24 protein-coding genes and 1 pseudogene are annotated in these 26,576 nt (G+C 73.8%); 10 read left to right on the top strand and 15 right to left on the bottom strand.

What is annotated here, in order from left to right:
• Positions 1–120: 120 nt before the first annotated feature.
• The 7 genes and pseudogenes from prcA to IIE03_RS14375 form a co-directional block, all read right to left on the bottom strand.
• A pseudogene (gene prcA, locus IIE03_RS14405) lies at positions 121–822 on the bottom strand (proteasome subunit alpha); the annotation flags it as partial.
• Positions 819–1,751, bottom strand: coding sequence for a proteasome subunit beta (prcB, locus tag IIE03_RS14400; RefSeq protein WP_192863451.1), 933 nt, complete (start codon positions 1,749–1,751; stop codon positions 819–821). The pseudogene prcA and the gene prcB, both read right to left, overlap by 4 nt.
• Positions 1,752–1,949, bottom strand: coding sequence for a ubiquitin-like protein Pup (locus IIE03_RS14395; protein ID WP_192863450.1), 198 nt, complete (start codon positions 1,947–1,949; stop codon positions 1,752–1,754).
• 71 nt (positions 1,950–2,020) lie between these two features.
• Positions 2,021–3,697, bottom strand: a complete 1,677-nt coding sequence (gene dop / locus IIE03_RS14390) for a depupylase/deamidase Dop (protein ID WP_192863474.1) — start codon at positions 3,695–3,697, stop codon at positions 2,021–2,023.
• A gap of 201 nt (positions 3,698–3,898) precedes the next feature.
• Complete coding sequence (gene arc / locus IIE03_RS14385; protein ID WP_192863473.1) at positions 3,899–5,515, bottom strand: proteasome ATPase; 1,617 nt, start codon at positions 5,513–5,515, stop codon at positions 3,899–3,901.
• A gap of 319 nt (positions 5,516–5,834) precedes the next feature.
• Complete coding sequence (locus tag IIE03_RS14380) at positions 5,835–6,881, bottom strand: tRNA (adenine-N1)-methyltransferase (protein WP_192863449.1); 1,047 nt, start codon at positions 6,879–6,881, stop codon at positions 5,835–5,837.
• 70 nt (positions 6,882–6,951) lie between these two features.
• Positions 6,952–8,109, bottom strand: a complete 1,158-nt coding sequence (locus IIE03_RS14375) for a site-2 protease family protein (RefSeq protein ID WP_192863448.1) — start codon at positions 8,107–8,109, stop codon at positions 6,952–6,954.
• 114 nt (positions 8,110–8,223) lie between these two features.
• Between IIE03_RS14375 and IIE03_RS14370 the strand changes: the two genes are divergently transcribed.
• Complete coding sequence (locus tag IIE03_RS14370; RefSeq protein ID WP_192863447.1) at positions 8,224–9,078, top strand: RecB family exonuclease; 855 nt, start codon at positions 8,224–8,226, stop codon at positions 9,076–9,078.
• Positions 9,079–9,090: 12 nt separating this feature from the next.
• Here the strand turns inward: IIE03_RS14370 and IIE03_RS14365 are convergent, their stop codons facing one another.
• On the bottom strand, positions 9,091–9,858 hold the full coding sequence (locus tag IIE03_RS14365; protein WP_318842986.1) for an HAD family hydrolase: 768 nt from the start codon (positions 9,856–9,858) through the stop codon (positions 9,091–9,093).
• Positions 9,859–10,075: 217 nt separating this feature from the next.
• On the opposite strand from IIE03_RS14365, the gene IIE03_RS14360 reads away from it, so the two are divergent.
• Together IIE03_RS14360 and IIE03_RS14355 are read left to right on the top strand one after the other, a co-directional pair.
• On the top strand, positions 10,076–12,451 hold the full coding sequence (locus tag IIE03_RS14360; RefSeq protein ID WP_192863445.1) for a protein kinase domain-containing protein: 2,376 nt from the start codon (positions 10,076–10,078) through the stop codon (positions 12,449–12,451).
• A complete protein-coding gene (locus IIE03_RS14355) occupies positions 12,448–13,104 on the top strand; it encodes a metallophosphoesterase (protein WP_192863444.1) in 657 nt (218 codons plus the stop codon). Before IIE03_RS14360 ends, IIE03_RS14355 begins: the two co-directional genes overlap by 4 nt.
• A 31-nt stretch (positions 13,105–13,135) precedes the next feature.
• Here the strand turns inward: IIE03_RS14355 and IIE03_RS14350 are convergent, their stop codons facing one another.
• On the bottom strand, positions 13,136–14,155 hold the full coding sequence (locus IIE03_RS14350; RefSeq protein WP_192863443.1) for an NAD-dependent epimerase/dehydratase family protein: 1,020 nt from the start codon (positions 14,153–14,155) through the stop codon (positions 13,136–13,138).
• Positions 14,156–14,237: 82 nt separating this feature from the next.
• On the opposite strand from IIE03_RS14350, the gene IIE03_RS14345 reads away from it, so the two are divergent.
• Positions 14,238–14,837: a TetR/AcrR family transcriptional regulator gene (locus IIE03_RS14345; protein ID WP_192863442.1), complete on the top strand. Its 600-nt coding sequence runs from the start codon at positions 14,238–14,240 to the stop codon at positions 14,835–14,837.
• A gap of 9 nt (positions 14,838–14,846) precedes the next feature.
• On the opposite strand, the gene IIE03_RS26760 is transcribed toward IIE03_RS14345, so the two are convergent.
• Positions 14,847–17,243 carry a tetratricopeptide repeat protein gene (locus IIE03_RS26760; protein ID WP_192863441.1) on the bottom strand — a complete coding sequence of 799 codons (2,397 nt, stop codon included), beginning with the start codon at positions 17,241–17,243 and terminating at the stop codon, positions 14,847–14,849.
• A gap of 100 nt (positions 17,244–17,343) precedes the next feature.
• Between IIE03_RS26760 and IIE03_RS14335 the strand changes: the two genes are divergently transcribed.
• Positions 17,344–17,616: a hypothetical protein gene (locus IIE03_RS14335; protein WP_192863440.1), complete on the top strand. Its 273-nt coding sequence runs from the start codon at positions 17,344–17,346 to the stop codon at positions 17,614–17,616.
• A 22-nt stretch (positions 17,617–17,638) separates the two neighbouring features.
• On the opposite strand, the gene IIE03_RS14330 is transcribed toward IIE03_RS14335, so the two are convergent.
• Both IIE03_RS14330 and IIE03_RS14325 read right to left on the bottom strand, forming a co-directional pair.
• The gene (locus IIE03_RS14330; protein ID WP_318842985.1) at positions 17,639–18,142 is read right to left on the bottom strand and encodes a GntR family transcriptional regulator; all 504 of its coding nucleotides are present in this window, start codon (positions 18,140–18,142) and stop codon (positions 17,639–17,641) included.
• A complete protein-coding gene (locus tag IIE03_RS14325) occupies positions 18,139–19,113 on the bottom strand; it encodes a hypothetical protein (protein WP_192863439.1) in 975 nt (324 codons plus the stop codon). The genes IIE03_RS14330 and IIE03_RS14325 overlap by 4 nt, the downstream gene beginning before the upstream one ends.
• A 203-nt stretch (positions 19,114–19,316) precedes the next feature.
• Here IIE03_RS14325 and IIE03_RS14320 point away from each other — a divergent pair, with 203 nt between their 5' ends.
• Positions 19,317–19,865 carry a GNAT family N-acetyltransferase gene (locus IIE03_RS14320; RefSeq protein ID WP_225997773.1) on the top strand — a complete coding sequence of 183 codons (549 nt, stop codon included), beginning with the start codon at positions 19,317–19,319 and terminating at the stop codon, positions 19,863–19,865.
• Between the two features lie 133 nt (positions 19,866–19,998).
• Here IIE03_RS14320 and IIE03_RS14315 read toward each other — a convergent pair whose 3' ends face one another.
• Complete coding sequence (locus IIE03_RS14315; RefSeq protein ID WP_192863438.1) at positions 19,999–20,529, bottom strand: MarR family winged helix-turn-helix transcriptional regulator; 531 nt, start codon at positions 20,527–20,529, stop codon at positions 19,999–20,001.
• 56 nt (positions 20,530–20,585) lie between these two features.
• On the opposite strand from IIE03_RS14315, the gene IIE03_RS14310 reads away from it, so the two are divergent.
• Positions 20,586–21,353: an SDR family NAD(P)-dependent oxidoreductase gene (locus tag IIE03_RS14310; protein WP_192863437.1), complete on the top strand. Its 768-nt coding sequence runs from the start codon at positions 20,586–20,588 to the stop codon at positions 21,351–21,353.
• 1 nt (position 21,354) lies between these two features.
• Here the strand turns inward: IIE03_RS14310 and IIE03_RS14305 are convergent, their stop codons facing one another.
• Positions 21,355–22,392, bottom strand: a complete 1,038-nt coding sequence (locus IIE03_RS14305; RefSeq protein ID WP_318842984.1) for a helix-turn-helix transcriptional regulator — start codon at positions 22,390–22,392, stop codon at positions 21,355–21,357.
• A 61-nt stretch (positions 22,393–22,453) separates the two neighbouring features.
• Here IIE03_RS14305 and IIE03_RS14300 point away from each other — a divergent pair, with 61 nt between their 5' ends.
• From IIE03_RS14300 to IIE03_RS14290, 3 genes are all read left to right on the top strand, one after another.
• Positions 22,454–23,152 (top strand): DinB family protein, encoded by a 699-nt coding sequence (locus IIE03_RS14300; RefSeq protein WP_192863435.1) that lies wholly within the window; start codon positions 22,454–22,456, stop codon positions 23,150–23,152.
• Complete coding sequence (locus tag IIE03_RS14295) at positions 23,149–23,610, top strand: VOC family protein (protein WP_192863434.1); 462 nt, start codon at positions 23,149–23,151, stop codon at positions 23,608–23,610. The genes IIE03_RS14300 and IIE03_RS14295 overlap by 4 nt, the downstream gene beginning before the upstream one ends.
• 151 nt (positions 23,611–23,761) lie before the next feature.
• Complete coding sequence (locus IIE03_RS14290; protein WP_192863433.1) at positions 23,762–25,576, top strand: AfsR/SARP family transcriptional regulator; 1,815 nt, start codon at positions 23,762–23,764, stop codon at positions 25,574–25,576.
• On the opposite strand, the gene IIE03_RS14285 is transcribed toward IIE03_RS14290, so the two are convergent.
• Positions 25,537–26,427 (bottom strand): helix-turn-helix domain-containing protein, encoded by an 891-nt coding sequence (locus IIE03_RS14285; RefSeq protein ID WP_192863432.1) that lies wholly within the window; start codon positions 26,425–26,427, stop codon positions 25,537–25,539. The genes IIE03_RS14290 and IIE03_RS14285 overlap by 40 nt on opposite strands.
• Positions 26,428–26,576: the final 149 nt, after the last annotated feature.

The raw sequence follows: 26,576 nt of genomic DNA, 5'->3' as shown, positions 1-26,576 counted from the left end.
CCCGGTGGGCTCGGTCGACTCGGGCTCGGTCGACTCGGCCGACTCGGTCGGCTCCGCGGACTCCGACGACGCGGGCGCCGCCTGCGGTGTCGCGGTCCCGCCCTCGCCGCCGCTCTCCGTCTCGCCGGGCGCCTCGGCCAGGAGCTCGGCCAGCGCCTGTCTGGTCAGGCGGCGGAACGCGCGGCGGGGCCGCGCCCGTTCCAGCACCGCGACCTCGAGCTGTCCCGGCTCGATCGTGCGCGGCGTGCCGCCGTCGGACGACCCGAGCACGGTCACCGCGAGCCGCAGCGCCTCGCCGAGGGTCATGTCCGCGCGCCAGCCCTCGCCGACCTTGCGGCCGAGCTGCTCGGCCTGGCCGCCCATGACGACATGGCCGTGCTCGTCCGCGACCGTGCCGTCGTACGTGAGCCGGTAGATCTGGTCGTCCTCGGCCGTGGCACCGACCTCCGCGACGACGAGCTCCACCTCCAGCGGCTTGGACTCGGTGATGAACACGGTCCCCAGGATCTGCGCGTACGCGTTGGCCAGGCCCCGGGCGGTGACGTCGGAGCGGTCGTACGTGTAGCCGCGCAGGTCGGCGTACCGCACGCCGGCGACGCGCAGGTTCTCGAACTCGTTGTACTTGCCGACCGCCGCGAAGCCGATCCGGTCGTAGATCTCGGAGATCTTGTGCAGCGCGCGGGACGGGTTCTCCGTGGCGAACGCGATGCCGCCGTCGTAGGCGAGGACGACGACGGACCGCCCGCGGGCGATGCCCTTGCGGGCGAAGTCCGCCCGGTCCTTCATCAGCTGCTCGGGCGAGACGTAGAAGGGCATGTTCATGCGAGCGACCCCCGTTCCCGCCGCTCGTCGGCGATGCGTTCGGCGACGGCGGCGACGTCGTCGTCGGGCAGGCGTGAGTAGCCGGCGGCGGTGACCGAGGCGACGACGGGGAAGATCCGCCGCACCGTGTCGGGTCCGCCGGTGGCGGAGTCGTCGTCGGCGGCGTCGTACAGCGCCTCGACGGCGACGCCGACCGCGCCGGCCGCGTCCAGGTCCCGGCGCCACAGCTTCTTCATGGCACCCCGGGCGAAGAGCGAGCCGGAGCCCACGCCGTGGTGCTCGCGCTCCTCGTAGCATCCGCCGGTCGGGTCGTAGGAGAAGATCCGTCCCTGGTTCCGCTCCAGGTCGTAGCCCGCGAACAGCGGCACCACGGTCAGGCCCTGCATCGCCATCGGCAGGTTGCCCCGCAGCATGGTGGCCAGGCGGTTCGCCTTGCCCTCCAGCGACAGGAGCGAGCCCTCGATCTTCTCGTAGTGCTCGAGCTCGAGCTGGTAGAGCTTGACCAGCTCGATGCCGATGCCGGCCGCCCCGGCGATCCCCACCGCGGAGTACTCGTCGGCGGGGAACACCTTCTCGATGGACCGGCTGGCGATCATCGGGCCGGCGGTCGCACGCCGGTCACCCGCCATGACGACGCCGCCCGAGCTGCCCGTGGCGGCCGACCCGCCGTCGGCGCCCGCGGCTCCCCCGCCGTCGAACGTCACCGCGACGATCGTCGTGGCGTGCGGCGCCAGGTCGCGGGGGTACCCGCCCTGCCCGGCGACCGCACCGGCCGCGCCGATCGACCCGCCCGCGCCGATCGCGCCCGGCAGGCGGTCGGGTGCGTGCTCCGCGAGGAACTCGACGAACGACGACGATCCCGGGCGCAGGAACGCGTCCGGGAGTCGTCCTTGACCGCGGCCGCCGGGGCCGCCTCCGAAGCCGTCCAACTACTGGCCACCCTTCTGCACGAAGCCACGCACGAACGACTCGGCGTTCGACTCGAGCACGTCGTCGATCTCGTCCAGCAGCTCGTCGACCTCGTCATCGCGCTGCTGCGCCTGCCCTGCCGGGGCCGGGGTGTCCGCGGCGTCGTCGTCGGGTGTGCGGTCCTCGTGTGACGGGTTGATACGTTCCTGACCGGCCATGATCGCCTCCTGGTATTGCTCACGGCTGCCGCTGGTCTCGCCAGCCTAGGACCTGAACTGCACTTTGCGAATCATCCCTCGCCGGAAAGTCTCCGCAAAAGAGTCACGGCGTCGGGACTTGCATCCAGCAACGGCCCGACGATCGCCTCTGTTCCCCGCGCCGGGTCGAGCATCGGGACGCGCTGCAGCGTCTGCCGCCCGCCGACGTCGAAGATCACCGAGTCCCAGCTCGCCGCCGAGACCTGGTCGCCGTACCGCGCCATCACCTCGCCACGGAACCACGCCCGCGTGTCGGTGGGCGGATGGTCGACGGCGCGCGCCACCGAGGCCTCGTCGACGATCCGCTCGACGGCGCCCTTGGCGAGCAGCCGGTGATAGATCCCGCGCTCCGGCCGCACGTCGGACCACTGCAGGTCCATGGCGTGCAGGCGCGGGTGCTCCCAGCCCAGCCCGTCGCGCCGGCGCAGCCCCTCGAGCAGGCGCAGCTTCGCGATCCACTCCACCTCGCGCGCGCAGGACGCCCGGTCCACCGCCAGCCGCTCGAGCAGGGACGTCCAGCGTTCCAGCACCGCGTCCGAGTCCGGGTCGCTGCCCAGGGCTTTGAGCGAGCGGGTGACCACATCGGCGCAGGCGCCCTGGATCTCCAGCGCCGTCATGGTCCGCCCGTCCGCGAGGTCCAGCGGCACGGACAGGTCCAGGTCCCGGGAGACGCGCTGGACCGCGGCCACCGGGTCGGCGAGCTTCAGGGCGCCGAGCTGCTTGCGGGCGTCCACGCCGGCGTCGGCGAGCTCGCCCAGGTGCTCCAGCACCCACAGGAACAGCGACGTCGTCCCCGTCTTGAGATAGGTGGGCACCTCCATGCAGTTCGCGTCGCCGAGGATGAGGTGCAGCCGGCGCCAGCGCTGCCGGTCCGCGTGCGGTTCGTCACGCGTGTTCACGATCGGCCGGCGCAGCGTGGTCTCCAGGCCGATCTCCGCCTCGATGTAGTCGGCGCGCTGCGAGAGCTGGTACCCGGGCTGCCCGCCGGCCGCGCCGAGGCCGACGCGGCCCGAGCCCGTGTACACCTGCCGCGTCACGAGGAACGGGGTGATGAGCTCGGCGAGCGTGGCGAACGAGAGGGATCGGTCCACCAGGTAGTTCTCGTGGGTGCCGTAGCTGGCGCCCTTGCCGTCCACGTTGTTCTTGTACAGGACGGTCTCGCTGCCGGGCACGGCCGCGAGGGCGCGGACGGCCGCGAGCATGACCCGCTCCCCCGCCACGTCCCAGCGCACCAGGTCGACCGGGTTCGTGACCTCGGGCGACGAGTACTCCGGGTGCGCGTGGTCCACGTACAGCCGTGCGCCGTTGGTGAGGATGACGTTCGCGGCGCTCGGATCGTCGTACTCCTCGGTGGCCGGGCGCTCCACGTCCTGGGGCGGGGAACCCTGCCCGCCGCGCACCACGGGGATCTGCCCGGTCCCGGGGCGGGCGCCGACCATGGGGACCTGGCCGGTGGCCGGGCCCGACGGCGCCGGGCGCGCCGGGTCGTTCGTGATCATCGACGGGTGGGCCGACGCCTGCTCGAGGCGGAAGCCGCGGGCGTCCTGCAGCGGGTCCTCGTCGTCGTAGTCCCACCGCGCCCTGCTGCGGGCGGAGGCGTCGCGGTCCGCGATGGCGCGGTACGTCGTCACCACCTGGCTCGAGAGCAGCATCGGGTTGGCCAGCGGGCGCCCCGGTTGCAGCACTCCGTACTCGGTCTCGATTCCCATCACGCGACGCACGCTCACACCACCACCCTATGCAGTCTTGCCGGGAGTCGCCGCGCCCGGTCCGGGTGGGCACTCGCATCTCGCGCCCTCGGGCCTTCACGGCGGCTCCGGCGGCCCGGGACCGGTCGGGTCGGTCTGCCGACCCTCCCGGCCCCGGACACCGTGAAATTGACGCCTGGAGCCTAGTACCCGCTGGTCAGGTCACAGGTACTGCCCCGTGTTCTGGACGGTGTCGATGGTTCGTGGCGCCGCACCCTCGCCCTTCTTCTGGACGATGGTCCGGATGAAGACGATGCGCTCGCCCTTCTTCCCGCTGATCCGCGCCCAGTCGTCGGGGTTGGTGGTGTTGGGCAGGTCCTCGTTCTCCTGGAACTCGTCGACGCACGCCGAGAGCAGGTGGTCGACGCGGATGCCCTTCTGACCGGTGGACAGGAAGTCCTTGATCGCGTTCTTCTTCGCCCGGTCCACGACGTTCTCGATCATGGCACCGGAGTTGAAGTCCTTGAAGAACAGGGTCTCCTTGTCCCCGGACGCGTACGTGACCTCCAGGAACTGGTTCTCCTCGTCCTCGGCGTACATGCGCTCCACGACCGAGGTGATCATCCCGTCGAGCGCCGCGGCGGTGTTGCCGCCGTACTCCGCGACGTCCTCGGGGTGGATGGGCAGGTCCTCGGTGAGGTACTTGGCGAAGATCTCCTTGGCGCCCTCGGCGTCCGGGCGCTCGATCTTGATCTTCACGTCGAGCCGGCCCGGGCGCAGGATGGCCGGGTCGATCATGTCCTCACGGTTGGACGCACCGATGACGATGACGTTGTCGAGCCGCTCCACGCCGTCGATCTCCGCCAGGAGCTGCGGCACGATGGTGGTCTCGACGTCGGACGACAGCCCCGTGCCGCGGGTGCGGAACAGCGACTCCATCTCGTCGAAGAACACGACGACGGGCATGCCCTGGGAGGCCTTCTCCCGGGCGCGGGCGAAGATCAGGCGGATGTGCCGCTCGGTCTCGCCCACGTACTTGTTGAGCAGTTCCGGGCCCTTGACGTTGAGGAAGTAGCTCTTCGCCGTCGGGTCGCCGCCGCTCGCCTTCGCGACCATGCCGGCCAGGGAGTGCGCCACCGCCTTGGCGATGAGCGTCTTGCCGCACCCGGGCGGGCCGTACAGCAGGACGCCCTTGGGCGGACGCAGGCCGTGCTCCCGGAACAGGTCCGGGTGCGCGAACGGCAGCTCCACGGCGTCGCGGATCGCCTCGATCTGCGGGCCGAGGCCACCGATGTCGCCGTAGTCGATCTCGGGGACCTCCTCGAGGACGAGCTCCTCGACCTCGGACTTGGGCACCACCTCGAAGACGAAGCCGCTGCGCGTGTCCACGGTGAGGGAGTCACCGACCCGCAGGGCCTCCTCGGCGATCGAGCCGGCCAGGCGCACGACGCGTTCCTCGTCCGCGCGGCCGACGACGAGCACCCGGCCCCCGCCGAGCAGCTCCTTGATGGTGACCAGCTCGCCGGTGCGCTCGTACTCCCCGGCGGCCACCACCGTCATCGCTTCGTTGAGCTTGACCTCCTGGCCCGGGCTCAGCCGGGAGACGTCAAGGTTCGGGCTGGCCGCCACGTGCATCTTGCGGCCCGAGGAGGAGATGTCGACGGAACCGTCGGCGTGCGCCCCCAGGAAGGTGGCGTAGGTGCCCGGCGGCTTGGCGAGATCGTCCAGCTGCTTCTTCAGCTCGACGATCTGGTCACGTGCGGCGCGGAGCGCCTCGGCGAGACGCTCGTTCTTTGCTGAGAGGAGGGCAATCTGACGCTCGTAGTCGCGATTGGGCATCGATCCGTTATCGGGAAGGTTGTATCCACCTGTGTTGTCGGTCATGGCTTCCCCTCTCGTAGGGCCCGGAAGGCGACCCTACGACGCGGACCGCCTCCGAGAACAGCACTGTAGGCGCAGTGTCTGACACTCCGGGAGGTAGAACGCCCGTCCGAGACAGCGCGGGTACCCGATCGTTACGCGCCGTTCACGTACGACGTGCGCGCACGCGCTTGTTCGCTCTTGGCGGATCCCGCGCCGTCTCAGCACGTGGGAATCGCCGCCACTCGCGACCGCTCTCGCCGTCTACGTGTCCGGTTACCAGGAGCGATGGCCGAAGTCACTCCTCGGGCGGCCTGCCGACCTCACGGCGCACCCGGCGGATCTTCTTGGGGGAGACCTCCCGCTCCCCCAGCGCCTCCTCGGTCCACCCCTCTGCCCACCCGGCGTCGACCGCCTGATCCGCGGCCGCGCCGTTCGCCGTGGCGCGCTCCGTCTTGGCGCCCTTGGCCGGGCGGCGCTTGCGCTCCGGCGGGGCGACGCCGTCGGCGAGGCGCCGGGCGGTGATGAGGAAGCCGGTGTGCCCGACCATCCGGTGCTGCGGGCGCACCGCGAGGCCCTCCAGGTGCCAGCCGCGCACCATCGTCTCGAACGCGGACGGCTCGGCGAACCGGCCGCTGGACCGCAGGTCCTCGGCCGTGCGGGACAACTGCGTGGCGGTGGCGACGTAGCAGATCAGCACGCCGCCGGGGACGAGCGCGTCGGCGACGACGCCGATGTTCTCCCAGGGCGCGAGCATGTCGAGCACGACGCGGTCCACGGTGCCGGGCTCGACGACGCCGGGGAGCCGCTCGGCGAGGTCGCCCGTGTGGAGGTGCCACGCCGGGTGCGGGCCGCCGAAGAACGTCTCGACGTTGCCGCTCGCAATGGCCGCGAAGTCCGCACGCCGCTCGATCGAGTGCAGTTCGCCCGCGTCCCCGACGGCGCGCAGCAGCGACAGGGTCAGGCCGCCCGAGCCGACGCCGGCCTCGACCACGCGCGCGCCGGGGAAGATGTCCGCCATCGTGATGATCTGGCCGGCATCCTTCGGGTAGACGACGGCCGCGCCGCGCGGCATCGACAGCACGTAGTCGTTCAGCAGCGGGCGCAGGGCGAGGTACTCGACGTCCTCGGTGTTCGTGACGACCCAGCCCTCGGGCCTGCCGATGAGTTCCTCGTGCTTGAAGTAGCCCTTGTGGGTGTGGAACGTCGCGCCGGGCTTGAGCGTGATGGTGTGCATCCGGCCCTTGGGGTCGGTCAGTTGCACCTTGTCGCCCGCGCGGAACGGTCCACGGCGCACGTCGGCGCCGGTGGCCGTGGGGCCGTGCGCATCGGTCGGAGAAGTCACGACGGACCATCCTACGTGCGACGGGCCGAGCCCGTGCCGTGGGGCTGCTCGGCACCCGCGGTCCGGCGGCCTAGGACCGGCGGACCGCCATGGCGACCCGGGCCAGGTCGAGGACCCCGGTCACCCGGCCTGCCTCGACCACCGGGACCAGGCGTGCGCCGCCCGACGACGTCGCCAGGTGACGCAGCAGGTCCTGACCGCTCACGTCCGGGCCGACGGCGGACTTCGGCACGAGCGGCACCGACACGGCGTCGACGCCCGTGTGCTCGCGGGCCTCGGGCGGGACCGAGGAGGCCGCGTCGTCGTCGAGGACGGCCAGCGGGACGTCGTCGTACCCGACCACGACGATGCGCCGCGACACCTCTCCCGGACGGGCGGCGGGGCGGGCCGCGAGCGCCGCGGCCACGGTGGAGCCGAGCGGGACGGTCACGACGGGGTCGGCGAGGCTCCCGGCGCGGAGGGAGGAGATGGCCTCGCGGCGGCGGCCGCCGGCGATGGCGCTGGTCGCGCCGAACCAGAGGAAGCCGGCGACGAGCAGGTAGAAGATGAGCTCGGTCTGCGGGAACGTCCCGCGCAGCAGGGGCAGCAGCCCCCAGAGGAGGACGCCGACCGCGATGACCCGGCCCACCCAGCCCGCCGCGATGGTCCCGGTGGCGCGTGAGCCCGAGACGGCCCAGACGACCGCCTCCAGGATCTGGCCGCCGTCCAGCGGCAGGCCGGGCAGCAGGTTGAACACGCCGACGAATGCGTTGGAGAGGGCGCCGCCGATCAGGAGCACGTCAGGAACGTCGAGGCCGTTGTCGGCCCGGGCAAGGAACGCCAACCAGAAGACGGTGGCGAGCGCGATGTTCGTCAAGGGGCCGACGACGGCGACCAGGAAGCCGTCGACGGGCCGGCTCATGCCGCCGGAGTAGGCGGTGTGGCCTCCCCACAGCGTGATCGCCAGTTCGTGGACCTCCTGCCCGCGGGCGCGGGCCACGAGCGCGTGGGCGACCTCGTGCAGGAACACGGAGGCGAAGAGCATGATCACGAAGCTCGCGGCCACGAGGTATGCGCTGGTCCCGAGGTCGGGCATCAGGCCCTGGACCCACGGGGTGAAGACGACGGTCAGCACCGCCGCAGCAAGGAACCAGGAGGGGGTCACGATGACCGGCGCGCCGGCGACGCGCCCGATCTTCCAGCCGCGAGAACGCGGGGGTGTCGGACGTGCCGAGGGCGTGCTGTTCACCGGCAAAGCGTATCCGTCGGGTGCCATGCCCTCACGCCGGCGGCGCCGCGATATCGCGGCGCGCCTGTGGATGACGCGGGGGTGGTGTCGGTGTCTCGCCCTAGGGTGGTCGCCATGACCGTGATCGCGCCGCCGTCCCGTCCACCAGCCCTGTCACCGTCGCGCGCGAGCGACTTCCTGCAGTGCCCGCTGTTGTTCCGGCTGCGGACGGTGGACCGGGTGCCGGAGCCGGCGTCGTCGGCGGCGACGCGCGGGACGCTCGTGCACTCGGTGCTGGAGCGCCTGTACGACGCGCCGGCGGGCGAGCGCACGCCCGCGGCCGCGCAGGAACTGCTGCCCGTCGAGTGGGAGAAGCTGCAGGAGGCCGATCCGCGGGTGCGGGAGCTGTTCGCGCCGGGCGGGGAGGCGGAGTCCGAGGGTGTCGCGAACTGGCTCGACGGCGCGGGGCGCCTGGTGAACACCTACTTCACGCTGGAGGACCCGAACCGCCTGGAGCCGGCCGAGCGGGAGCTGAAGGTCGAGACCCAGCTGGAGGACGGTCCGCTGCTGCGCGGCATCGTGGACCGGCTCGACGTGAAGCCGGACGACGGCGCGCTGCGGGTGGTGGACTACAAGACGGGCCGCTCGCCCAGTCCGCGATTCGAGGGAAAGGTGTTGTTCCAGCTGCGGTTCTACGGGCTGGTGCTGTGGCGGGAGCGGGGCGTGGTGCCAAGGATGCTGCAGCTCGTCTACCTCGGGGACGGGCAGATCCTGCGCGCGGAGCCGACGCCGGAGCACCTGGAGGGGGCCGAGCGGAAGGTGCGGTGGGTGTGGTCCGAGATCGAGCGGGCGGCGCGCGGCGGGACCTGGGAGCCGCGGCCCAGCAAACTGTGCGACTGGTGCGCCCATCAGAAGCTGTGCCCCGCGTTCGGCGGGACGCCGCCGCAGATCCCGGAGGGCGCGGTGGAGCTGCGGCTCGGGATCGTCTAGTGCCTCCGGCGGTCAGTACTCGTCGACGATCTCGCCCGCGGCCAGCCGTGCCAGGAGGTCGAGGCCCGCGCCGTCGAGCGAGCGGAGGCGGCTCAGGCCCGGGCGTTCCTCGACCGGCAGGACGGCCTCGACGCCGAGCGTGCGGGCGCCGCTGGCGAGCGCGGACGTGATGCCGACGGGCGAGTCCTCGACGGCCACGCAGTCGGCCGCGGTCACGCCGAGCCGCTCCGCCGCGGTGAGGTAGGGCTCGGGATCCGGCTTGCCGCGGGTGACCTCGTCGCCGGCGACGATCGTGGCGAACGTGTCCTCGGGGGCGCCCGCGGCGACGGCCTCGGCCAGGTTGCGGTAGGACATCGTGACGATCGCGCAGGGCACCCCCGCGGCGTTCAGGTCGGCCAGCAGCGGCAGCACGCCGGGGCGCCACGGCACCTCGGCGGCCAGCCGGTCCCGCACGCGGGCGATGAGCCAGTCCACGATGTCCGCGGGCGCCATGGGCACGCCGGCGTCCCGCAGGACCCCGGCGCTGACGATCAGCTGCTGCCCCACGAGCTTCAGGGCGTCCTCGTGCGTCCAGGTGACGCCGTGGGCCTCGGTGAGCTCCTGCTCCGCGGCGATCCAGTACGGCTCGGTGTCCACCAGGGTGCCGTCCATGTCGAAGAGAACGGCCTTCGGGAGCGCCCGGGAGGGGGTGACCTCGTGAGGCTCCGGGTCGCGGCGCAGGGCGGTGTTCACGTGTGCCTCCGGGGTGACGTGGGCGACGAGGTCGCGGTACGACCCCACCCCATCACATGCGCGAAGCGCCACGTGACGTGGGGACGACGAGAAGGTGACGAAACCGTGTGGGAGCCCCCCGGCTGCGATGAACGTCACACCCGGCGGCCGATTCGGTACCCTCGTCATCGAGTCGGCCACGTCACCGCATATGGGGATTTGCGCACATTCAGCCCAGGGGGACGCAGGCGCCGTGCACCCGATCGCGAACCCTGAAGGAGGTCCTGTGCACGACGGCGAGCCCGAGTCGTCCGCCCCCGAGCGCACGGAGGTCCCCGCCCTCGACCGGCTCGCCGCGGCGGTGTCGGCCCTGACCGGGGACGGCCCCGAGGCGGACGACACGACCGTCACGACGTCCCTGCACGCCTGGGACCGGCGCGAGTGGCACGCCGCGCTGCTGTCCCTCCCCCTGGACGAGCGGACGTTCAGCGATCGCTTCCAGGTCTCGCGGCTCCAGGAGATCGAGCGGCTCTGGCGCTGGTGGAGCACCGTGCGGCACGAGACCGCGCCGGAGCTCGGCGGCTACCTCGGCTTCTACCTGCTGACCCTGATCGCGATGCACTGCTCGGACCGCATGCGCTTCGCCGGCCGGCAGGCGGCCGACGTCGTGCTGTCCGGGCTGCCTGCCACCGAACTGAGCGGCCTCCTCGTCGCGGACCCGGAGGTGCGACGCGCGGTGCGCACCCTGCACGACCCGCGGCTCCCCGGGGGCACGCACGCCGTCCCCCAGGCCGCCGGCGCGCCGGAGCGGCAGGCCGAGTCGGACGAATGGGACGCGATCGACTGGTCCCGCCTCGAGTTCCACCGGCACGGCACCACCTCGATGATCCTCACCGGGAGGGTCGCCGCGCGCGCCCGCGGCCGCACGGACCGCTTCGCGCTCAAGCTCATCATCCATCCGTTCCTGACGATCCGGCCGATCGTCGCCGCGACCCGGAACTACCTCACCGAGTACGGCCGGCCGGAGTCGGACACCTCGCCCGTCGTGCGCGTGTGGGCCAGCCACGACAGCTGGATCCTGATGGACTTCCTCCCCGGCCGGACCCTCGCGGAGTCCCTCGCCGAGCGTGCCGCCGTCGCCCCCAGGCCGCGACGCGAGATCGACCGGCGGGTCGACACCGAGGCGCTCCACCTGTACGGCACCCCCGTGCTCCGTGCACTGGCCGACCTGGAGCGGGACGGGCTGCACCACGACGATCTCACCCCGTCCAACATCATCGTCCAGGAGGACGACGACGGCCATGTCCGGGCCCGGTTCGTGGACCTCGGCGTGAACTACCTGCACACCGGGACGATCACCGGAACGCAGGCCGGCGACTCCGTGTACGTCGCGCCCGAGGTGAAACGGGACGGCGCCGGCCACGACCGCGCCGACGTCTACTCGCTGGGGATGCTCCTGATCGCCGTCGCCGGCATCCCGCACACGGCGGACGGCACCGTGCCCGACCCGTTCTACGCGACGTCCGTGGGAGCCGCCCGCCTGCTGGAGGATCTGGTCGACTCCGATCCCGCCCGGCGCCTGCTCGTGCTGGAGGTGCGGGCCGGGCACGACCGGTTCGAGGAGATCGCGCGGCACTTCCGCGTCGAGGTGGAGGTGCTCCGGGCGCGCGACGCCGGCCGGCCCGGCGGATGGTTCGGGCGGCTGCTCGAGCTCTCTCCCGGAGCGGGCACCGTGGCGCGGCAGCGGCGGCTCCTGGAGGTACGCGCCGCACAGGCGCGGGGCAACGGCGGCTCGACGTACCTGCGCCAGGCGCGGCGCCTCCAGCGCTGGGCGTGGATCTGCGCGGTCAGCCTGGCCTTCGCCAGCGCCTTCATCATCACCTGGTGGTCCCGCGATCTCGGCCTCGAGTGGCAGGCCAGGTGGTTCGAGTGGCTCGACCAGGCGTTCGGCAGGACCGGCGACGGCCTCGTCTTCTTCGACGACGTCCGCGCCGCCGACTCCCCCGTCCCCGACTTCTGGGGCAACCTGCCGGCGCGGCTGACGACCTTCACCTACGCCCTCGTCAGCGCGCGGCTCTACCTCAACGTGTTCGCCGAGGTCACCGCGTCGTCCACGCTGCCCCGGACGGGCATGACCCGCCTGCGCACGGTCGCGGCCGAGGCGATGATCCGGTCGATCGCGATCGGCCCGGCCCTCCTCATCGTGCTGCCGAACCTGGTGCAGCGGGACTGGTGGCCCTTGTTCGTCCAGGTCATCTGCGTCTACACGTTCGTCGGCACGCAGACGTGTCTCTGGTTCGCCGACGACGCCGTCCGCCGCGCCCGTCGCGCCGGGCTGGCCAGCGTCCCGGCCACCGAGATCCTCACCCTCGGGCGGCTCGCGACCTGGCAGCAGAGCATGGCGATCTACCTGGTGCCCGTCCTGGGCATCGGCACCCTGATCCAGCTGGACCTGGTCCAGGACGAGCTCGTGTACGCCGGATTCGTCAGCCTGATCAACGTCGGCATCTTCTACTTCAAGAGCGCCGGCACCGACGCGCCGCTCGTCCGCGCGGGTCTCATCCGCGCCAGCCTCGCGGCCGAACGGCTCGATCACCTGGCGGCCCGGCGTCCGGTCCCGCGTGCGGCCGGAGGGCGTCCGGTTGAATGGGCCGCATCATGACCACGTACTTCACGTCCGACATGCATTTCGGGCATGCCAACATCATCCGGTTCTGCGACCGCCCGTTCGGCGGGGTCGGGCACATGAACGCCCGGCTCGCGGAGCTCTGGAACGACACCGTGTCCGACGACGACACGGTCTGGGTGCTCGGCGACGTCGCCCTCGGCGCCCTGGACGACTCGCTGTCCTGGATCGCCCGGCTCTCCGGGCACAAGATCCTCGTCCCCGGCAACCACGACCGCTGCTGGGCCGGCGACCGCGGCCTCCGCAAGGGCTCGCCCGAGGCACGTGCCGAGCGCCGGGAGAAGGCGCGAGCCCGCTACCTCGCCGCCGGGTTCGCCGAGATCCACGACGACCCGGGACGGTTCCGGATCGCGGGGATCGACGCCGCCGTCTCGCACTTCCCGTTCACCGGCGACTCCCACGGCGAGGACCGGTACGTCGACTACCGCCCCGCCGACGACGGCGGCTGGGTGCTGCACGGGCACGTGCACGACACGTGGCGGCAGCGGGACCGCCAGCTCAACGTCGGCGTCGACGCGTGGGGCGGCCGTCCGGTCGCGGTCGATCGCCTCGCTGCCCTGGTCGATGCCGGCCGGCGGGACCTGGAGCCGCTCCCCTGGGACGAGCCGGAGACGCCCGGACCCTCGTGAGCCGGCATCGCCCCGATCGGCATCGCCCCGATCAGCGCGGCGTGACCAGGCCGTGGTCGATCAGGCTGCGCCCGGTGTCGACGAGCGTCTCGCGCACGGGCCGCAGGGTGAGGCCGAGCTCCGCCGCCGCCTTCGCCGAGTTGACCAGTTCGGGACTGCCCACGAAATCGAGGCCCAGCCGCACCTCCCGGTCGAACCGCGCGAGGACCCACAGCAGCCAGTACGGCATGTGCGCCGTGGGTACCCGGTAGCCGAGCGGCCCGAACTCCTCGCGCAGGATCTCCGCCATCTCGCCGAACCACACGTTCGGCCCGGCGCAGACGTACCGGTTGCCGGCCGCGCGCGGCACCTCCAGCGCCCGCCGGTGCGCCGTGGCGATGTCGCGCACGTCCACCGGGGCGAAGCCGATCGCCGGAACGGCCGGGATCTCGTGCCCGAGGAGCCTGCGCACGGTGGTCATCGAGGTGCCCGCGGCGGCGTGCTGGATCGGCCCGAGGACGAGGCCCGGGTTGATCGCCACGACGTCGACGCCCGGATGCTCCTCGGCGAACCGCCAGACGGCGCGCTCGGCGAGCGTCTTGCTCCGCGCGTACGGCGCGGCCCGGTCCGGATCGGTCCAGTCCGCCTCGTCGCGGACCCGCCCGTCACCCCGCGCCCGGCCCGTCGACACCGCCGCGACCGAGGAGGTCACGACGACGCGCCGCGCCCCGGCCGCCTCGCTCGCCCGGAGCACCCGCATCGTGCCGTCGACGGCCGGTTTCACCAGGGCCTCCGCGTCGCGCGGCGGAGTAGGCGGGAACGGGGAGGCGACGTGCAGGACGTTCTCGCAGCCGTCGACCGCCGCGGCCCAGCCGGCGTCGTCGAGCAGGTCGGCCTCGACGAATTCGAGGTCGCCGCCCATCCCGTCGGCGAGAGCCCGCAGGTGGGCCGTGCGCGCCGGGTCGCGCAGCGACCGCACGGTGGCGCGGACGCGGTGGCCGTGGGCCAGCAGGTCGTCGATCACGTGTCCGGCGATGAAGCCCGTGGCTCCGGTGACGAGCGTCGTGGACATGAGCACCCAATCTAAGCAGTGATTAGAATGTGATCACTGTACAGTTCGACGCCGTCCCCGCGTCAACTCCTACGATCGACTCGTGCCCGCACCCGAGAAGAACCGCACCACCTACCACCACGGCGCCCTGCGCGCCGAACTCCTGGACGCCTCCGTGCGGCTGGTGGAGAACGAGGGCGTCGGAGCGGTCAGCCTCCGCCGGGTCGCCCGGGAGGCGGGGGTCAGCCCCGGCGCGCCGTACCACCACTTCGTCAACCGCGCGGCGCTGCTGTCCGCCATCTCGGCGCAGGGCTTCCGGGAACTTTCCGACGACCTGGCCGCCGTCGCCCGGGACACCGACGGCCCCGATCAGGTGGTCGCGCTCGTGCGGTGCTACCTCGACTTCGCCCGGCGGCGCCCGGGGCACTTCCAGGTCATGTGGCGTCCTGAGCTGTCGGAGCCCGACAAGCATCCGGACGTGCGCGAGAGCGGGGACGCCGCTCTCGCGCGGCTCACCGACCTGGTCGACGACCTCGCCGTCCCCGAACCGCGGGGCCTCGCCCTCGCGCTCTGGGCCGTCGGGCACGGCCTCGCCTCGCTGCGGCTGGACGGGCAGCTCGACCACACCGCGCGGAAGTGGGGCACGACGGAGCGCGACCTGGTCGAGCGATGCCTGCGCGTGGTCTCCCGGCTGGCGGGGTGACTCCGTCGGTCAGGAGGCCACCTGGCCGTCGGGCCGGCCCCCACGCGCCGCCTCGAGCGTCCGGACGAGGTCGTCGGAGCGCTCGGCGAGCTCCCGGAACCGGGACGGGTTCTCGTCGGCGAGCCGGGCGCGAAGGCCGGCCGCACGCCGCGCTCCCGTCAGGGCCGCCTCGACGTCGCCCGCGCCGGCCTGTGCGACGGCGAGGTTCGTCAGGGCGAGCGCGAGCTCCGGTTCGTACTTCTCCGGCTGGACCCGCGCGAGGTCGTCGAGGACGTCCGCGGCCTCCTGCGCGGTGGTGACGGCGTCGTCGTACCGGTCGACGTCCGCGTAGGTGCCCGCGAGGTTCGTCAGCGACGTGCCCAGGACCGGCAGGTGCTGGCGGCCGCTGTGCTCGGTCAGGCGCCGGCTGGCGGCGACGGCCTCCTCCGCCGGGTCGACGGCGTCCGGGGTGCGACCGTTCTCCGCCAGCCGCGAGGCGAGGTTCGACAGCGATTTCACGAGGCCGGGCAGGTGCCGCTCGGGATGCTCGGTCGCGAGCTCCCGCAGGATCCCGGTGGCCTCGTCCTCCGCCGCGAGCGCGTCGGTCGCGTTCCCGAGGACCGAGTGGGTCACGCCGAGGTTGGACAGGGACGCGGCGAGCTCGGGCAGGTACCGGTCCGGGTTGGACGCCGCGAGCCGTCGCCGGATCGTGACGGCCTCCCGTTCCCGCTCCAGTCCCAGCCGGCGCCGGCCGAGCTGCGCGTTCAGGATGCCGAGGTTGGACAGCGTCTGCGCGACGAACGGAAGGTATCCCTCGTGCTGCTCGGCGAGGCGGCGGCGCAGCTCGAGCGCCTCGGCCGTCGCGCGGGCGGCCTCCGCGGGGCGTCCGAGCTCGCTCAGCCGCGCCCCGAGGTAGGACAGGGCGCTGGCCAGGTCCGGGTTGTAGCGGTACGGATCGTCCCGCACCAGTTCCCGGCACGTCTCGACGGCCTCGAGCGTGCACCGGTAGGCGTCGTCGGCGGCGCCGAGCTCGGCGTGGCGCTTCCCGAGGTTCCACAAGCCCTTGGCGAGCATCGGGCGGATCTGCGCGGGCTCGTCGTCGGCCACGATCCGAGCCAGCGCGACGCCCTCGGCCGACGCGGCCAGCGCCTCCCGCGCCCGTCCGAGCTCGGCGAGGGCGCTGCCGGCGTTCATCATCGCGCTCGCGAGCGCCGGCCGGTACCGGGCGGGGTGGGCGCCGGCGAGCTCGCGGTAGGCGGCGACGGCGGCCTCCCCGTCGTCGAGCGCCTCGTCGACCCGCCCACGGAACCACAGGAGCATCCCGCGCAGCGCGCGGGCGCCGGCGACGGCGGGCTCGAGCCCGACGCGGGACGTGCCGGCCGGCATGCCGGCGAGCAGGCGCAGCGCCTTGTCGGCCGCCTCGAGCGCCCGGGCGTACCGGCCGTCGTGCTTGAGGGCGTCCGCCATCGCGACGTAGGCGGCGGCCTGGCGTCCGCGGTCGCCGTCGAGCAGCACGACGGCGCGCCCCGCCAGCGACACCCGTGCGCGCATGAACGCGCCGGTCAGGTACTGCGGGTGGCAGGCGAAGGTCTCGAGCACGTCGGCGTCGTCGGGCAGCTGCGCGGTCACGCGGGCGTAGGCACCGGCCACCGCGTCGGCCGACGCGTGCCGCGGGCCCGCCGACATGATCCGCGCCAGGAGCCGGGCGGCGTGGACCGCCTGTCGCGCCGACAGGCCCGTGGTGACGCGCTCGGCGAACCGCGGGTCGTCGGCGAGCGCGCGGGCGACCACGCTCTCGTCCCGCGGCGACGCCGAGCCGCTCGTGCCGCCCTTCTCAGCGCCCAGCAGCATCGCGGTGGCGAGGACCGCGCCGCGGCCCGGCGCGAGCGGGGCGGCAGGCTGCCGGGACGGCACGGGGGGATCCGGCTCGCGCGCGGGGAGCTCCAGGACCGGCGACGCGCGGATCAGGGCGCACACGGCGGGCGTGCCATGCTCGAGGCGATCGCGCCAGACGGTCGTGCGGCGGGCGAGCAGGAGGACGCGCGTGCGGCCGCGGTCCTGCCGGGCCGCGGCCAGGAGGAGCGAGCGGAGCCCGGGGAGCGTGTCGGCGTCGTCGACCACGAGCAGGCGCCGGCGCGCGGGTCGTTCGGTGGCCGCGCGGACGTCGTCGTCGTTCCGGATCTGTTGCACCGTCCAGCCGCGCCGGCCGAGCCGGGCGCCCAGGTCCTGGGCGAGGCACGTCTTGCCCGCCTCCGGCGGGCCGGTCACGAGGCACACCGCGACGGCTTCCCGGGACCGGGCCCAGTGCAGCAGCGCCCTGATCTCCGCGCGCTGGGCGGCCGGATGGCCGGGCTCGCCGAGCGGGACCGGTCGCACCGCCGAGGCACGCGGCGTGCGTGCCCGATGCGGCGGGAGGCGAAGGTCCACGACGTCAGTGAACCGGACAATCGCGATCCCTGCCAGAAATGGGGCGGGTAGGCGAACCCGGCGGGTAGCGTTCGGGTAACTGCGAGACGAGGAGTGACCCGTGTCCGAGTTCTTTTCCGACCGGCCTGGCGTGTTCGATCTCGACGGCGACGGCATACCCGACGTCGAGACCGCCGACACCACCGGCGACGGCGCGGTCGACGCCCAGTTCGAGGACTACGACGGCGACGGCGTACCTGACCTCGAGATGTACGACACCAGCGGCGACGGGCGGCCCGACCTCGTGCGCGACGTGGCGGGCGGCGTCGAGTCGATCACGGTCGACGCGGACGGCGACGGCGAGGACGAGGTGCGGGACTCGTTCCCGGCGTGACCTCGGCCGGCGTCGCGTCCGCTCAGGTGCGCTCCGTGCGGAGCGCACCCCGCACCATGTCGAGGACGGCCTCGTCCCCCAGCCCTTCCGCGCGGGCCCGGCGGACCAGGTCGCGGGTGCGGGCGAGAAGGTCCTCGCCGCCCGACGACGCGGTGCCGGCCTCGGGCGCCGCACCGCGGAGCCCCGCGGGAGCGATCACGGTTCCGACCCGGCGCCGGCTCACGACGGTTCCCCCCGCCTCCAGCTCGCGGTAGGCGCGCTGCACCGTACCGACCGCGATCCCGAGGTCGCGCGCGAGGTCCCGGGAGGCCGGCAGCCGGTCCCCCGCGCCGAGCGCCCCGACCGCGACCAGTCCCACGACCTGGGAGCGGATCTGCTCGTAGACCGGGACCGGGGAGGACAGGTCGACGCGGAGCTCGGTCGGTCCCGGCGCCGCGGCTCGCGGTCCGGGGTGTGCGGGTCCGGCCGGCTGCGGGCCGGTCGTGTCCGGCGCCGCCTCCAGCCCCTGCCTGTCGGTCTCCGTCACGCCCGGACGCCCCCTGTCAGGCGGGCGGCCGGAGCCTGCGCGCCGGCCGGGCGTCGCGGCATCGCGGTGAGGAGCCCGGAGATCCCGGACGCGACGCCGATCGCGACGCCGGCGACCATCAGGACGACGCCGACGCCCGACAGCCACGCCCCCGGCGCCCCGGCAGGGAGCTCGCCGCCGGGGCGGAGCGCGTGACCCGCGATCCACAGCGTGATGCCCAGCGTCCCGCCGGTGAGGAGTTGCACGCCGCCCAGCAGGCGTGCCGCGCTGGTGGCGCGGACCGCCGCGTCGTGCTCGCCGGGGACGCCCGCCAGCGGCGACCGGCGGGCGATGAGCCGGAGGGTGCCGATCGTGGCGAGCAGGGCGACGACGAGCCCGGCGAGCAGCGGCCCGCCGTAGGGCCAGCCGGGGAACGGCCCCCGGGACGACTCCGACACCCAGCCGTCCGGCGAGGTGACCGGCGGGTGGTCGAACTGGCGGCCGCCCTCGCCGGCGACGAGCCCGAACACGACGAGGGCGATGACCAGGACCAGCGCGGTCGCGAGGAGCCGGCCCAGGCGGGCCCCGCCCAGGGACCGGACGGTGCGCCGCACGAGCGGTGCGGTGCGCACGGTTCCGGTCGGGCGCGGCCACGTCAGCTCGCCGACCGCGCGCACGGCGCAGAACACGACGACGGCGGCGAACGGCCCCACCGCCTGGGCGAACCCGGGAACGCCCGGCGCCAGGGCGCCCCGGCCCGTTCCGGTCACCGGAAGGCTCAGCACGACCCCGGCGCAGACCACCGCCCCCAGCGCCGACGCCGACGCGATGAGCAGTTCGTGCCGGCGCGCACGGACGGCGGACTCCGGTGGGTCCCATCCCGCCCCGTTGTCACCTCCGAGGCGGCGCACGAGCACGACGGCCAGCATCGTGACGAGCACGGGCAGCACGACGAGCCCGAGAACGACGAACAGTCCGAGACCAACAGCCACGAGAACCCTCCAATGAATCAATGACTTGACTCATTGAATCAGAAGCCAGCGCCGTCGCGCAACGAGGCGGCCGGCGCCCACGCCGACCGGTGGCCACGCGGCCCCGGCGCGCCCGCCGTCGGATGGTCGATACCCTGCGAAGACCGATTCGTGCGATGATGTCGTCAGCCTCGTGCGCCGGCCGGCGCTCGAGGCTCTTGTGTATGACCACAGATCTGACCGGCTCCCTCACGACGCGACCGGCGACGCCGGAGGACGCCGTCCTCCTCGAACGCCTCTGGCTCCTGTTCCGGCACGAGATGTCCGGGCTCACGGGGACCTTGCCGAATCCCGACGGAACCTTCCGCCGCGAGCGCCTCGACGCCGCCCTCACCGATCCCGGCCGGCTCGCCGTCCTGGCTCGCGCGACACCACGGGCCGACGGTCCCGGGGGTCACGCAGGCGGACCCCGGCCCGTCGGATTCGCGCTGGTCCGCGACACCACGGCGCCGACCCGCGTACTGAACTCGTTCTTCGTCGTCCGCGGCGCCCGCCGGTCCGGCGTCGGACGACGGTTCGCCGCCGAGGTCCTCGCGCTCTTCCCAGGACCCTGGGAGATCGCCTTCCAGGACACCAACACGCCGGCCGTCCACTTCTGGCGCGCGGTCGCCACGGACGCCGCGGGAGACGCGTGGACCGAGGAGCGCCGCTCGGTCCCGGGCAGGCCGGACCTGTCACCCGACACATGGATCTCTTTCACCACGTCGCGGTGAGGCCGCACCCTCGGCCGGTCAGGACCGGCCCGCCGTCTGATGATCTGCACGCCGCTGCAAGGTCGGCACGCCGCCTGACGGTCGGCTCGCAGTCGGAGGGGCGACCCGCCGTCGGATGGCCGGCCCGAGGCAGTCAGCCCGGCTCTCCCGCGTTCCGGACGCTCCCGGCCAGTCGCTCCAGCAGGTCGCCCAGCGCCCGCCGCTCCCCCGCCGTCAGGTCCGCCACGAGCGCCTCCTCATGAGCGAGCAGACCCCGCACCGTCCGCTCGACGACCTCGTGCCCCCGGTCCGTCGGCGTCACCGCGACCGCTCGCCGTGAGACCGGCGACGGCGTCCGCGTCACCAGCCCGTCCCGCTCGGCCCGCGCCACGCGCTGCGAGATCGCGCCCGCCGTCACGAGGCAACGCTCCGCCAGCTCGCGGGTGGTGAGCGTCCACGGCTCGCCGGCGCGGCGCAGGGTGCTGAGCAGGTCGAGCGTCGCGGGGTCGACCCCGAGGCGGTGGAGGGTGCGGCGGCGCTCGTCGGCGAGGGCCTTCGCCACCCGCCACAGCGGCGTGATCACGCCGATCGACGAGGTCGCCACGCCCGGCAGCTCGCGGTCCCACGCCGTGGCGATGTCGGCGGCGGGGACGGATCCCGTGCCGTCCAGCGGGTACTCCGTCATGCGCGGCCTCCTGTAGGGTCTACGTTTAGATCTAAACATACAGGAGGGATCGCCCCATGCCCCGTCTCGTCCTCGTCACCGGCGGCTCCGGTGGCCTCGGCAGCGCCGTCGCCGCCAGGTTCGTCGCAGCAGGAGACGACGTCCTCATCACCGGCCGCGACGCCGGCCGGCTCGCACGCGCCGCCGAGGCCACCGGAGCCCGGCAGGTACGGTGCGACATCGCCCGGCCCGACGACGTCGCCGACCTCGTCGCGGGCCTCGGCCGCCCCGTCGACGTCGTCGTCGGGATGGCGGGCGGCAACACCGACTTCGACCGCGCCGCCGCCGACCCTGCCGCCACAACCGCCGACGACGCGGCCCCAGCACCCCTCGCGCGACGCCTCGCCGACACCGCCGACGCCTGGCGCGCCAATCTCGACGCCAACCTGATCGGCACGATGCTCACCGTGGAGGCCACGCTCCCGGAGATGCCCGAGGGCGGCTCGATCATCACCGTCGGCTCGATCGGCGCGGAGTACGCCGGCTCCTCGTACGGCGTCGCGAAGGCCGCCGTCCAGGCATGGACGGCCGGGCTGTCCGCACGCGTCGGGCCGCGCGGGATCACCGCCAACTGCATCGCGCCGGGCTTCGTCGACGGGACCGACTACTTCCGCGGCCGGCTCTCCGACGAGCGCCGCGAGCGCCTGGTCGCCGCCACCCACGACAAGCGCGCCGGTGCGCCCGCCGACGTCGCGGGCCTGGCCTGGTTCCTCGCCTCGCCGGGCGCCCGCCACGTCACGGGCCAGACCCTGCACGTCAACGGCGGCGCCCACACGACGCGCTGACTCAGCTGTCGTCGCCGGCAGCGCGGCCGGCCGCCGAACGGAGGCGGGCCGCCATGACCTCGCAGCGTTCCGCGAGTTCCGCGGGCTCCAGCACCTCGAACTCGTGCCCCAGCAGGGTGACGTGCAGGAGCAGCAGGTCCAGGTCGTGCCCGCCCGCGCGGATCTCGCAGGTCGCCTCGTCCCGGGGGACGACGACGGCGGCCGAGGGCGGCACCTGCGCCCCGACCACGTCCGCCGTCGCGCGCACGAGGAATCGCGCGTGGCGCGGATACACGCGATCGGCGACCGACTCCTGGACGTAGGCGGCCGCCCGCGTGGGCACGGGCCGGGGCGTGAACCGCCAGGTGCGGGCGCGGACATCGGACATCCGGTCCAGCCGGAAGGTGCGCCAGTCGTCCCGGTCACGGTCGAAGGCGAGCAGGTACCAGCGCCGCTCGGAGGCGACGAGGCGATAGGGCTCGACCCGGCGTCGCCCCGCGGCGCCGGCCCGGGTGCGGTAGTCGAAGCCGAGCTCGACGCCGTCGCGGCAGGCCTGGGCGACCTCCATCAGCACGTCCGGGTCCGCCGGGAGCCGCTCCCGTCCGAACGACTCGACCGACGCCGCCAGCGCGCGTACGTCGCCGCGCAGCCGTGCCGGCAGCACCTGGTCGAGCTTGGTCAGGGTCCGCAGCGCCGCCTCTCCCCCGGTGCCCGCGTCGCCGGCGCCGGCCAGCAGCGCCGCGGCGACCGCGATCACCTCCTCGTCGTCGAGCAGCAGCGGCGGGAGCGTCTGCCCGGCGCCGAGCTGGTACCCGCCACCGGCGCCGTGGTTCGAGTGCACGGGATATCCGAGGGCGCGCAGCCGGTCGACGTCGCGCCGGACCGTCCTGGTCGTCACCCGCATCCGTGCCGCGAGCTCCGGGCCGGTCCAGACACGCCGCCGCTGGAGCAGCCCGAGCAGGGTCAGGACGCGCTCGGTCGTGCCCCGGCCGTCGTCGGGTACGGCCTCGCGCCCGGCGTCGTCCGCGATCGGGCCGGGCTCCTCGAGTGCGTCGTCCACGTCGGCAGTCTGGCAGACACTGCGGACAGATCCTGTCCGCACGGGCTGCCAGCCTGGATCCATGAACGACGACGACGCCACCGCTCCCGGAGCGGATCGCACCCTGTCACGGATGCTGTCCGACCAGCTCGACTGGCACTGGCAGCACCACCTGCGCCCCCGGCTCCGGGGACTGCCCGGCCGCCACGAGCCGCTCACCGACGACGAGTACCTCTGGGAGCCGGTCCCCGACACCTGGAGCGTCCGTCCGCGCGGCACGTCCACCGCGCCGGTCCAGGCCGGATCCGGGGACTTCACCATCGACTTCGCGTTCCCCGAGCCCACGCCGGCGCCGCTGACGACGATCGCGTGGCGGCTCGGTCACGTGATCGTCGGCTGCCTCGCGGTCCGGAACGCCGCGCACTTCGGCGCGCCCGCGGCGTCGTACGAGTCCTGGGAGTACGCCGGGGACGCCGCCGGCGCGCTCGACCAGCTCGACGAGCAGATCGCCGTCTGGCTCGCCGGGGTCCGCGGGCTCGACGACGATGGGCTGGCACGCCCCGTCGGGCCCGCCGAGCCCTATCCGGACGCGCCGATGACCGAGCTCGTCCTGCACATCAACCGCGAACTGATCCACCACCTGTCTGAGGTGTGCCTGCTGCGCGACCTCTACCTGCACAGTCACTCGCCGTCGCAGCCGAGCCCGGTCCTGGGCTCGGACGCCGGCACCGCCGTTCCCGCCCCGAGCGCCACCACGACCACGGAAGGAGTGCAGCGATGAGCCGCACCGTCCAGATCACCTTCGACGCCCACGACCCGAGAGCCCTGTCGACGTTCTGGCGGGAGCTGCTCGGCTACGTCCACCCGTTCCCGCCCGGCGTCGAGCCGGAGCCCGGGGCCGACCCCCTCGCCGCGTGGGACGAGTTCCTCGAACGCAGCGGAGTCCCCGTGGAACAGCGCAACAGCTCCAACGCCCTCGAGGACCCGGACGGGAACGGCCCGCGCCTGTTCTTCCAGCAGGTCCCCGAGGACAAGGTCGCGAAGAACCGCGTCCACCTCGACGTGCGCACGGCGTCGGACCTCAGCGGCGACGAGCGCATGGCCGCGCTGGAGAAGGAGTGCGACCGCCTGATCGCCCTGGGCGCGACCCGCCTGAAGCGCTTCGAGCCGGACCCGCCCCTGAGCATCGGGTTCATCGTCATGCAGGATCCCGAGGGCAACGAGTTCTGCCTGGACTGAAATCCTGCGGAACGGCGGGCCCGCTGGATGTCCCTCGGACTTGTCGTGCGGTGACGGCCCCGATCGCCATGCTCACCTCCATCGCGGTCATGATGGCCCCAGGCCCACGACCTTCGAGGCTCGCGCGAGCCCGGCGCCCCATACTGGGCGGGTGGACAGGTCAGGCGCGAGCAACACGGGAACCGTGTCGGTACACCTGCTCGGACCGTTCGCGGTGACGGTCGGCGGCTCGCCGGTGGCACTGAGCTCCCGGCTGCGCACGCTGCTCGCCGTGCTCGCCCTGGACGTCGGTCGCCCCGTGCCGGCCGGGCGCATCGCAGCCGCGGTGTGGGGCGGCGGGCGCCCGGCGGACACCCGCAAGGCGGTCCAGGTCCTGGTGGCCCGGCTGCGGGCGGTGCTGGGCGCCGGCGCCATCCGCACGACCGCCCACGGCTACCAGCTCGACGTCCCGCCCGAAGCCGTCGATCTCCACCGGTTCGAGTCGACCCTGGCACGTAGCCGCGCCGCACCGGACTCGACCGAGGAGTACCGGCTCCTCCGGGTGGCGCTCAGGCACTGGGGTGGCTCGCCCTTCGAGGCGGTCGACTCCGACCTGCTGCTCGCGGTGGACCGCCCACGGTTGCTGGAGCTCGTGCTCCACGCCGTCGAACGGTGCGCGGACATCGCGCTCGCGGGGCATGTCCCTGAGCCCGGCGGCCTGGCCGCCGACCTGCGCGACCTCGTGGGCGCCCACCCTCTGCGCGAGAGCCTGTGGGTGCGCCTCATGGCAGTGCTCGACCGCACCGGCCGACGTGCCGACGCGCTCGCCGCCTACCGGGACCTGTACCGCGTGCTGCGCGAGGAACTCGGCGCCCGGCCGGGCGAGGAGGCGCAGGCGGTGCACCGGCGGCTCCTCGCGGACGACGCGGACGAGGCGGACGGCGCGAACGAGCCCCGTCTCGCGACGACCGGTCCGCCCAGCACGCTCCCGCCGGCGGACAGCCCGTTCGGTGGCCGCGCCGATGTCCTGGCCGCGCTGGATGCCCTGCTGGACCCGCGCACCGCCCCCCGCGCTGCCCGGATCGCGGTCGTCGACGGCCCCGCAGGAATCGGCAAGACGACGACGGTGCTGCACTGGGCGCACCGCGTGACCAGCCGCTTTCCCGACGGCAGCCTGTACGTGGACCTACGTGGGTTCTCCCCCGCGAACACGCCGCTGGCCCCGGAGGCCGCGGTCCGCCGGTTCCTCGACGCCTTCCGGGTCCCGCCCGGCCGGATTCCCGCCGATGCCGAGGCGCAGACCGCGCTGTACCGCTCCGTGCTCGCGGATCGCCGGGTCCTGGTCGTCCTGGACAACGCGCGGTCCGTCGAGCAGGTGCGGCCACTGCTGCCGGGCGGGCGGCACTGCGTCGTGGTCGTCACGAGCCGGAACCGGCTCGGCGGTCTGGTCGCGATGGAGGGCGCGACACGCGCCACCCTGCGTACCCTCACGTCGCCCGAGGCCCGGGAGATCCTCGTGGCCCGGCTCGGCACGGCTCGCCTGACGGCGGAGCCGGCGGCCGTGGACGAGCTGCTGGCGCTGTGCGGTGGCCTCCCCCTGGCCCACGCGATCGTTGCGGAGCGCGCGGCCGCGCGGCCCGGCGCTCGGCTCGCGGACCTGGTCGGTGAGCTGCGGCACGGTTCGCGCATCGACGCCCTGTCCGCCGACGGCGACCGGGCCGCCCGCTCCGTCTTCTCGTGGTCGTACCGGGCGCTGGGCGCGGACGCCGCCCGGGTGTTCCGGCTGCTTGCCCTGCACCCGGGACCGCACGTCACCGTCCCGAGCGTGGCCGGCCTGGCCGCGCTCCCCGAGCGCCGTGCCCGCGCCGCCGTCGCCGAGCTCGAACGAGCGAGCCTGCTGACCGAACCGGCCCCGGGCCGGTTCGCCGTGCACGAGCTGCTGCTGGACTACGCGATCGAGTTGGCCGGCGACGACGCGACACGCTGACCAGCCGGATCGGCGACCGGCAGCACGACCCTGCCTCCGTCGAGCACGGCCCGGCCGAGCGGCGTCAGGATGTGCCACATGCTGTTCCGTTCACGCCGCGACACGACCAGACCGGCGGCGCGCAGCACCGACACGTGCTCGGAGGCCGAGGGCGAGGAGACGCCGATGTGCCGGGCCAGCTCGATCGTGCTCGCGCCGCCGTGGGTCAGGGCGGCCAACGCGGCCGCGCGCGTCCTGCCGAGCAGCGCGGCAAGCACGCGCTCGTGCTTGCCCACCCCGGGCGGCCGCAGCCAGGATGCCCGGTGCGGGACGGGGTACACGAGCACGGGTGCGGGATCCGGGTCGGCCGGCCAGACGGGCGCACGCCAGCAGAAGAAGGCCGGCTGGAAGGTCAGCCCGCGGCCGTCCAGACGCACGTCACGGTCCACTCCGGTCGCGACGCTCAGCACCGGCTCCCGCCAGGTGACGGACGGGTGCACCGACGCCAGGAGCGCCGCCGTGCCCCCGCTGGTCAGCGTCCGCACCCGGGCCGCGATCTCGATGTCGACGTCGCGGCGCAGCGCCGTCCAGTACGGCGCTATCGCCTGGTCGTGGTAAGCCTGGAAGGCCTGCCGCCCCCGGGCCGCGGGCGGCAGGCCGCGCGTCCGGCCCCGCGGCGGCGTGAGCCGCAGGTAGGCGCGGGCCTCCGCGGACAGCGCGAGCAACACCCGCGAGCGCCACTCCCGGAAGACCGGCGGACCGCCCGCCAGGTTGAGCTGCTGCGCGCTGAGCCTCGTCTCCCACAGGGGATCCGGCTCGTGAGCGATCCGGACGCGCACCAGGTCGTCCGAGGTGAAGTGGATTCGCAGCATCGCAACCTCCCGCGCACGCGCACTTGTCGGACGCCGGATCTCGGCGTTGCCGCACATTCCAGGACGCACCGGTTTCAAAGCGCTTTCAGCCGTGGCGCCGACCCGGCAGGATGGCCTCCCGTGGGCACGACACGGCGAGACGGCGCCGT

The sequence above is a fragment of the Myceligenerans pegani genome, from assembly GCF_014892515.1.
GTDB lineage: Bacteria > Actinomycetota > Actinomycetes > Actinomycetales > Cellulomonadaceae > Myceligenerans > Myceligenerans pegani.
This window is presented reverse-complemented; position numbering and strand designations above follow the sequence as displayed.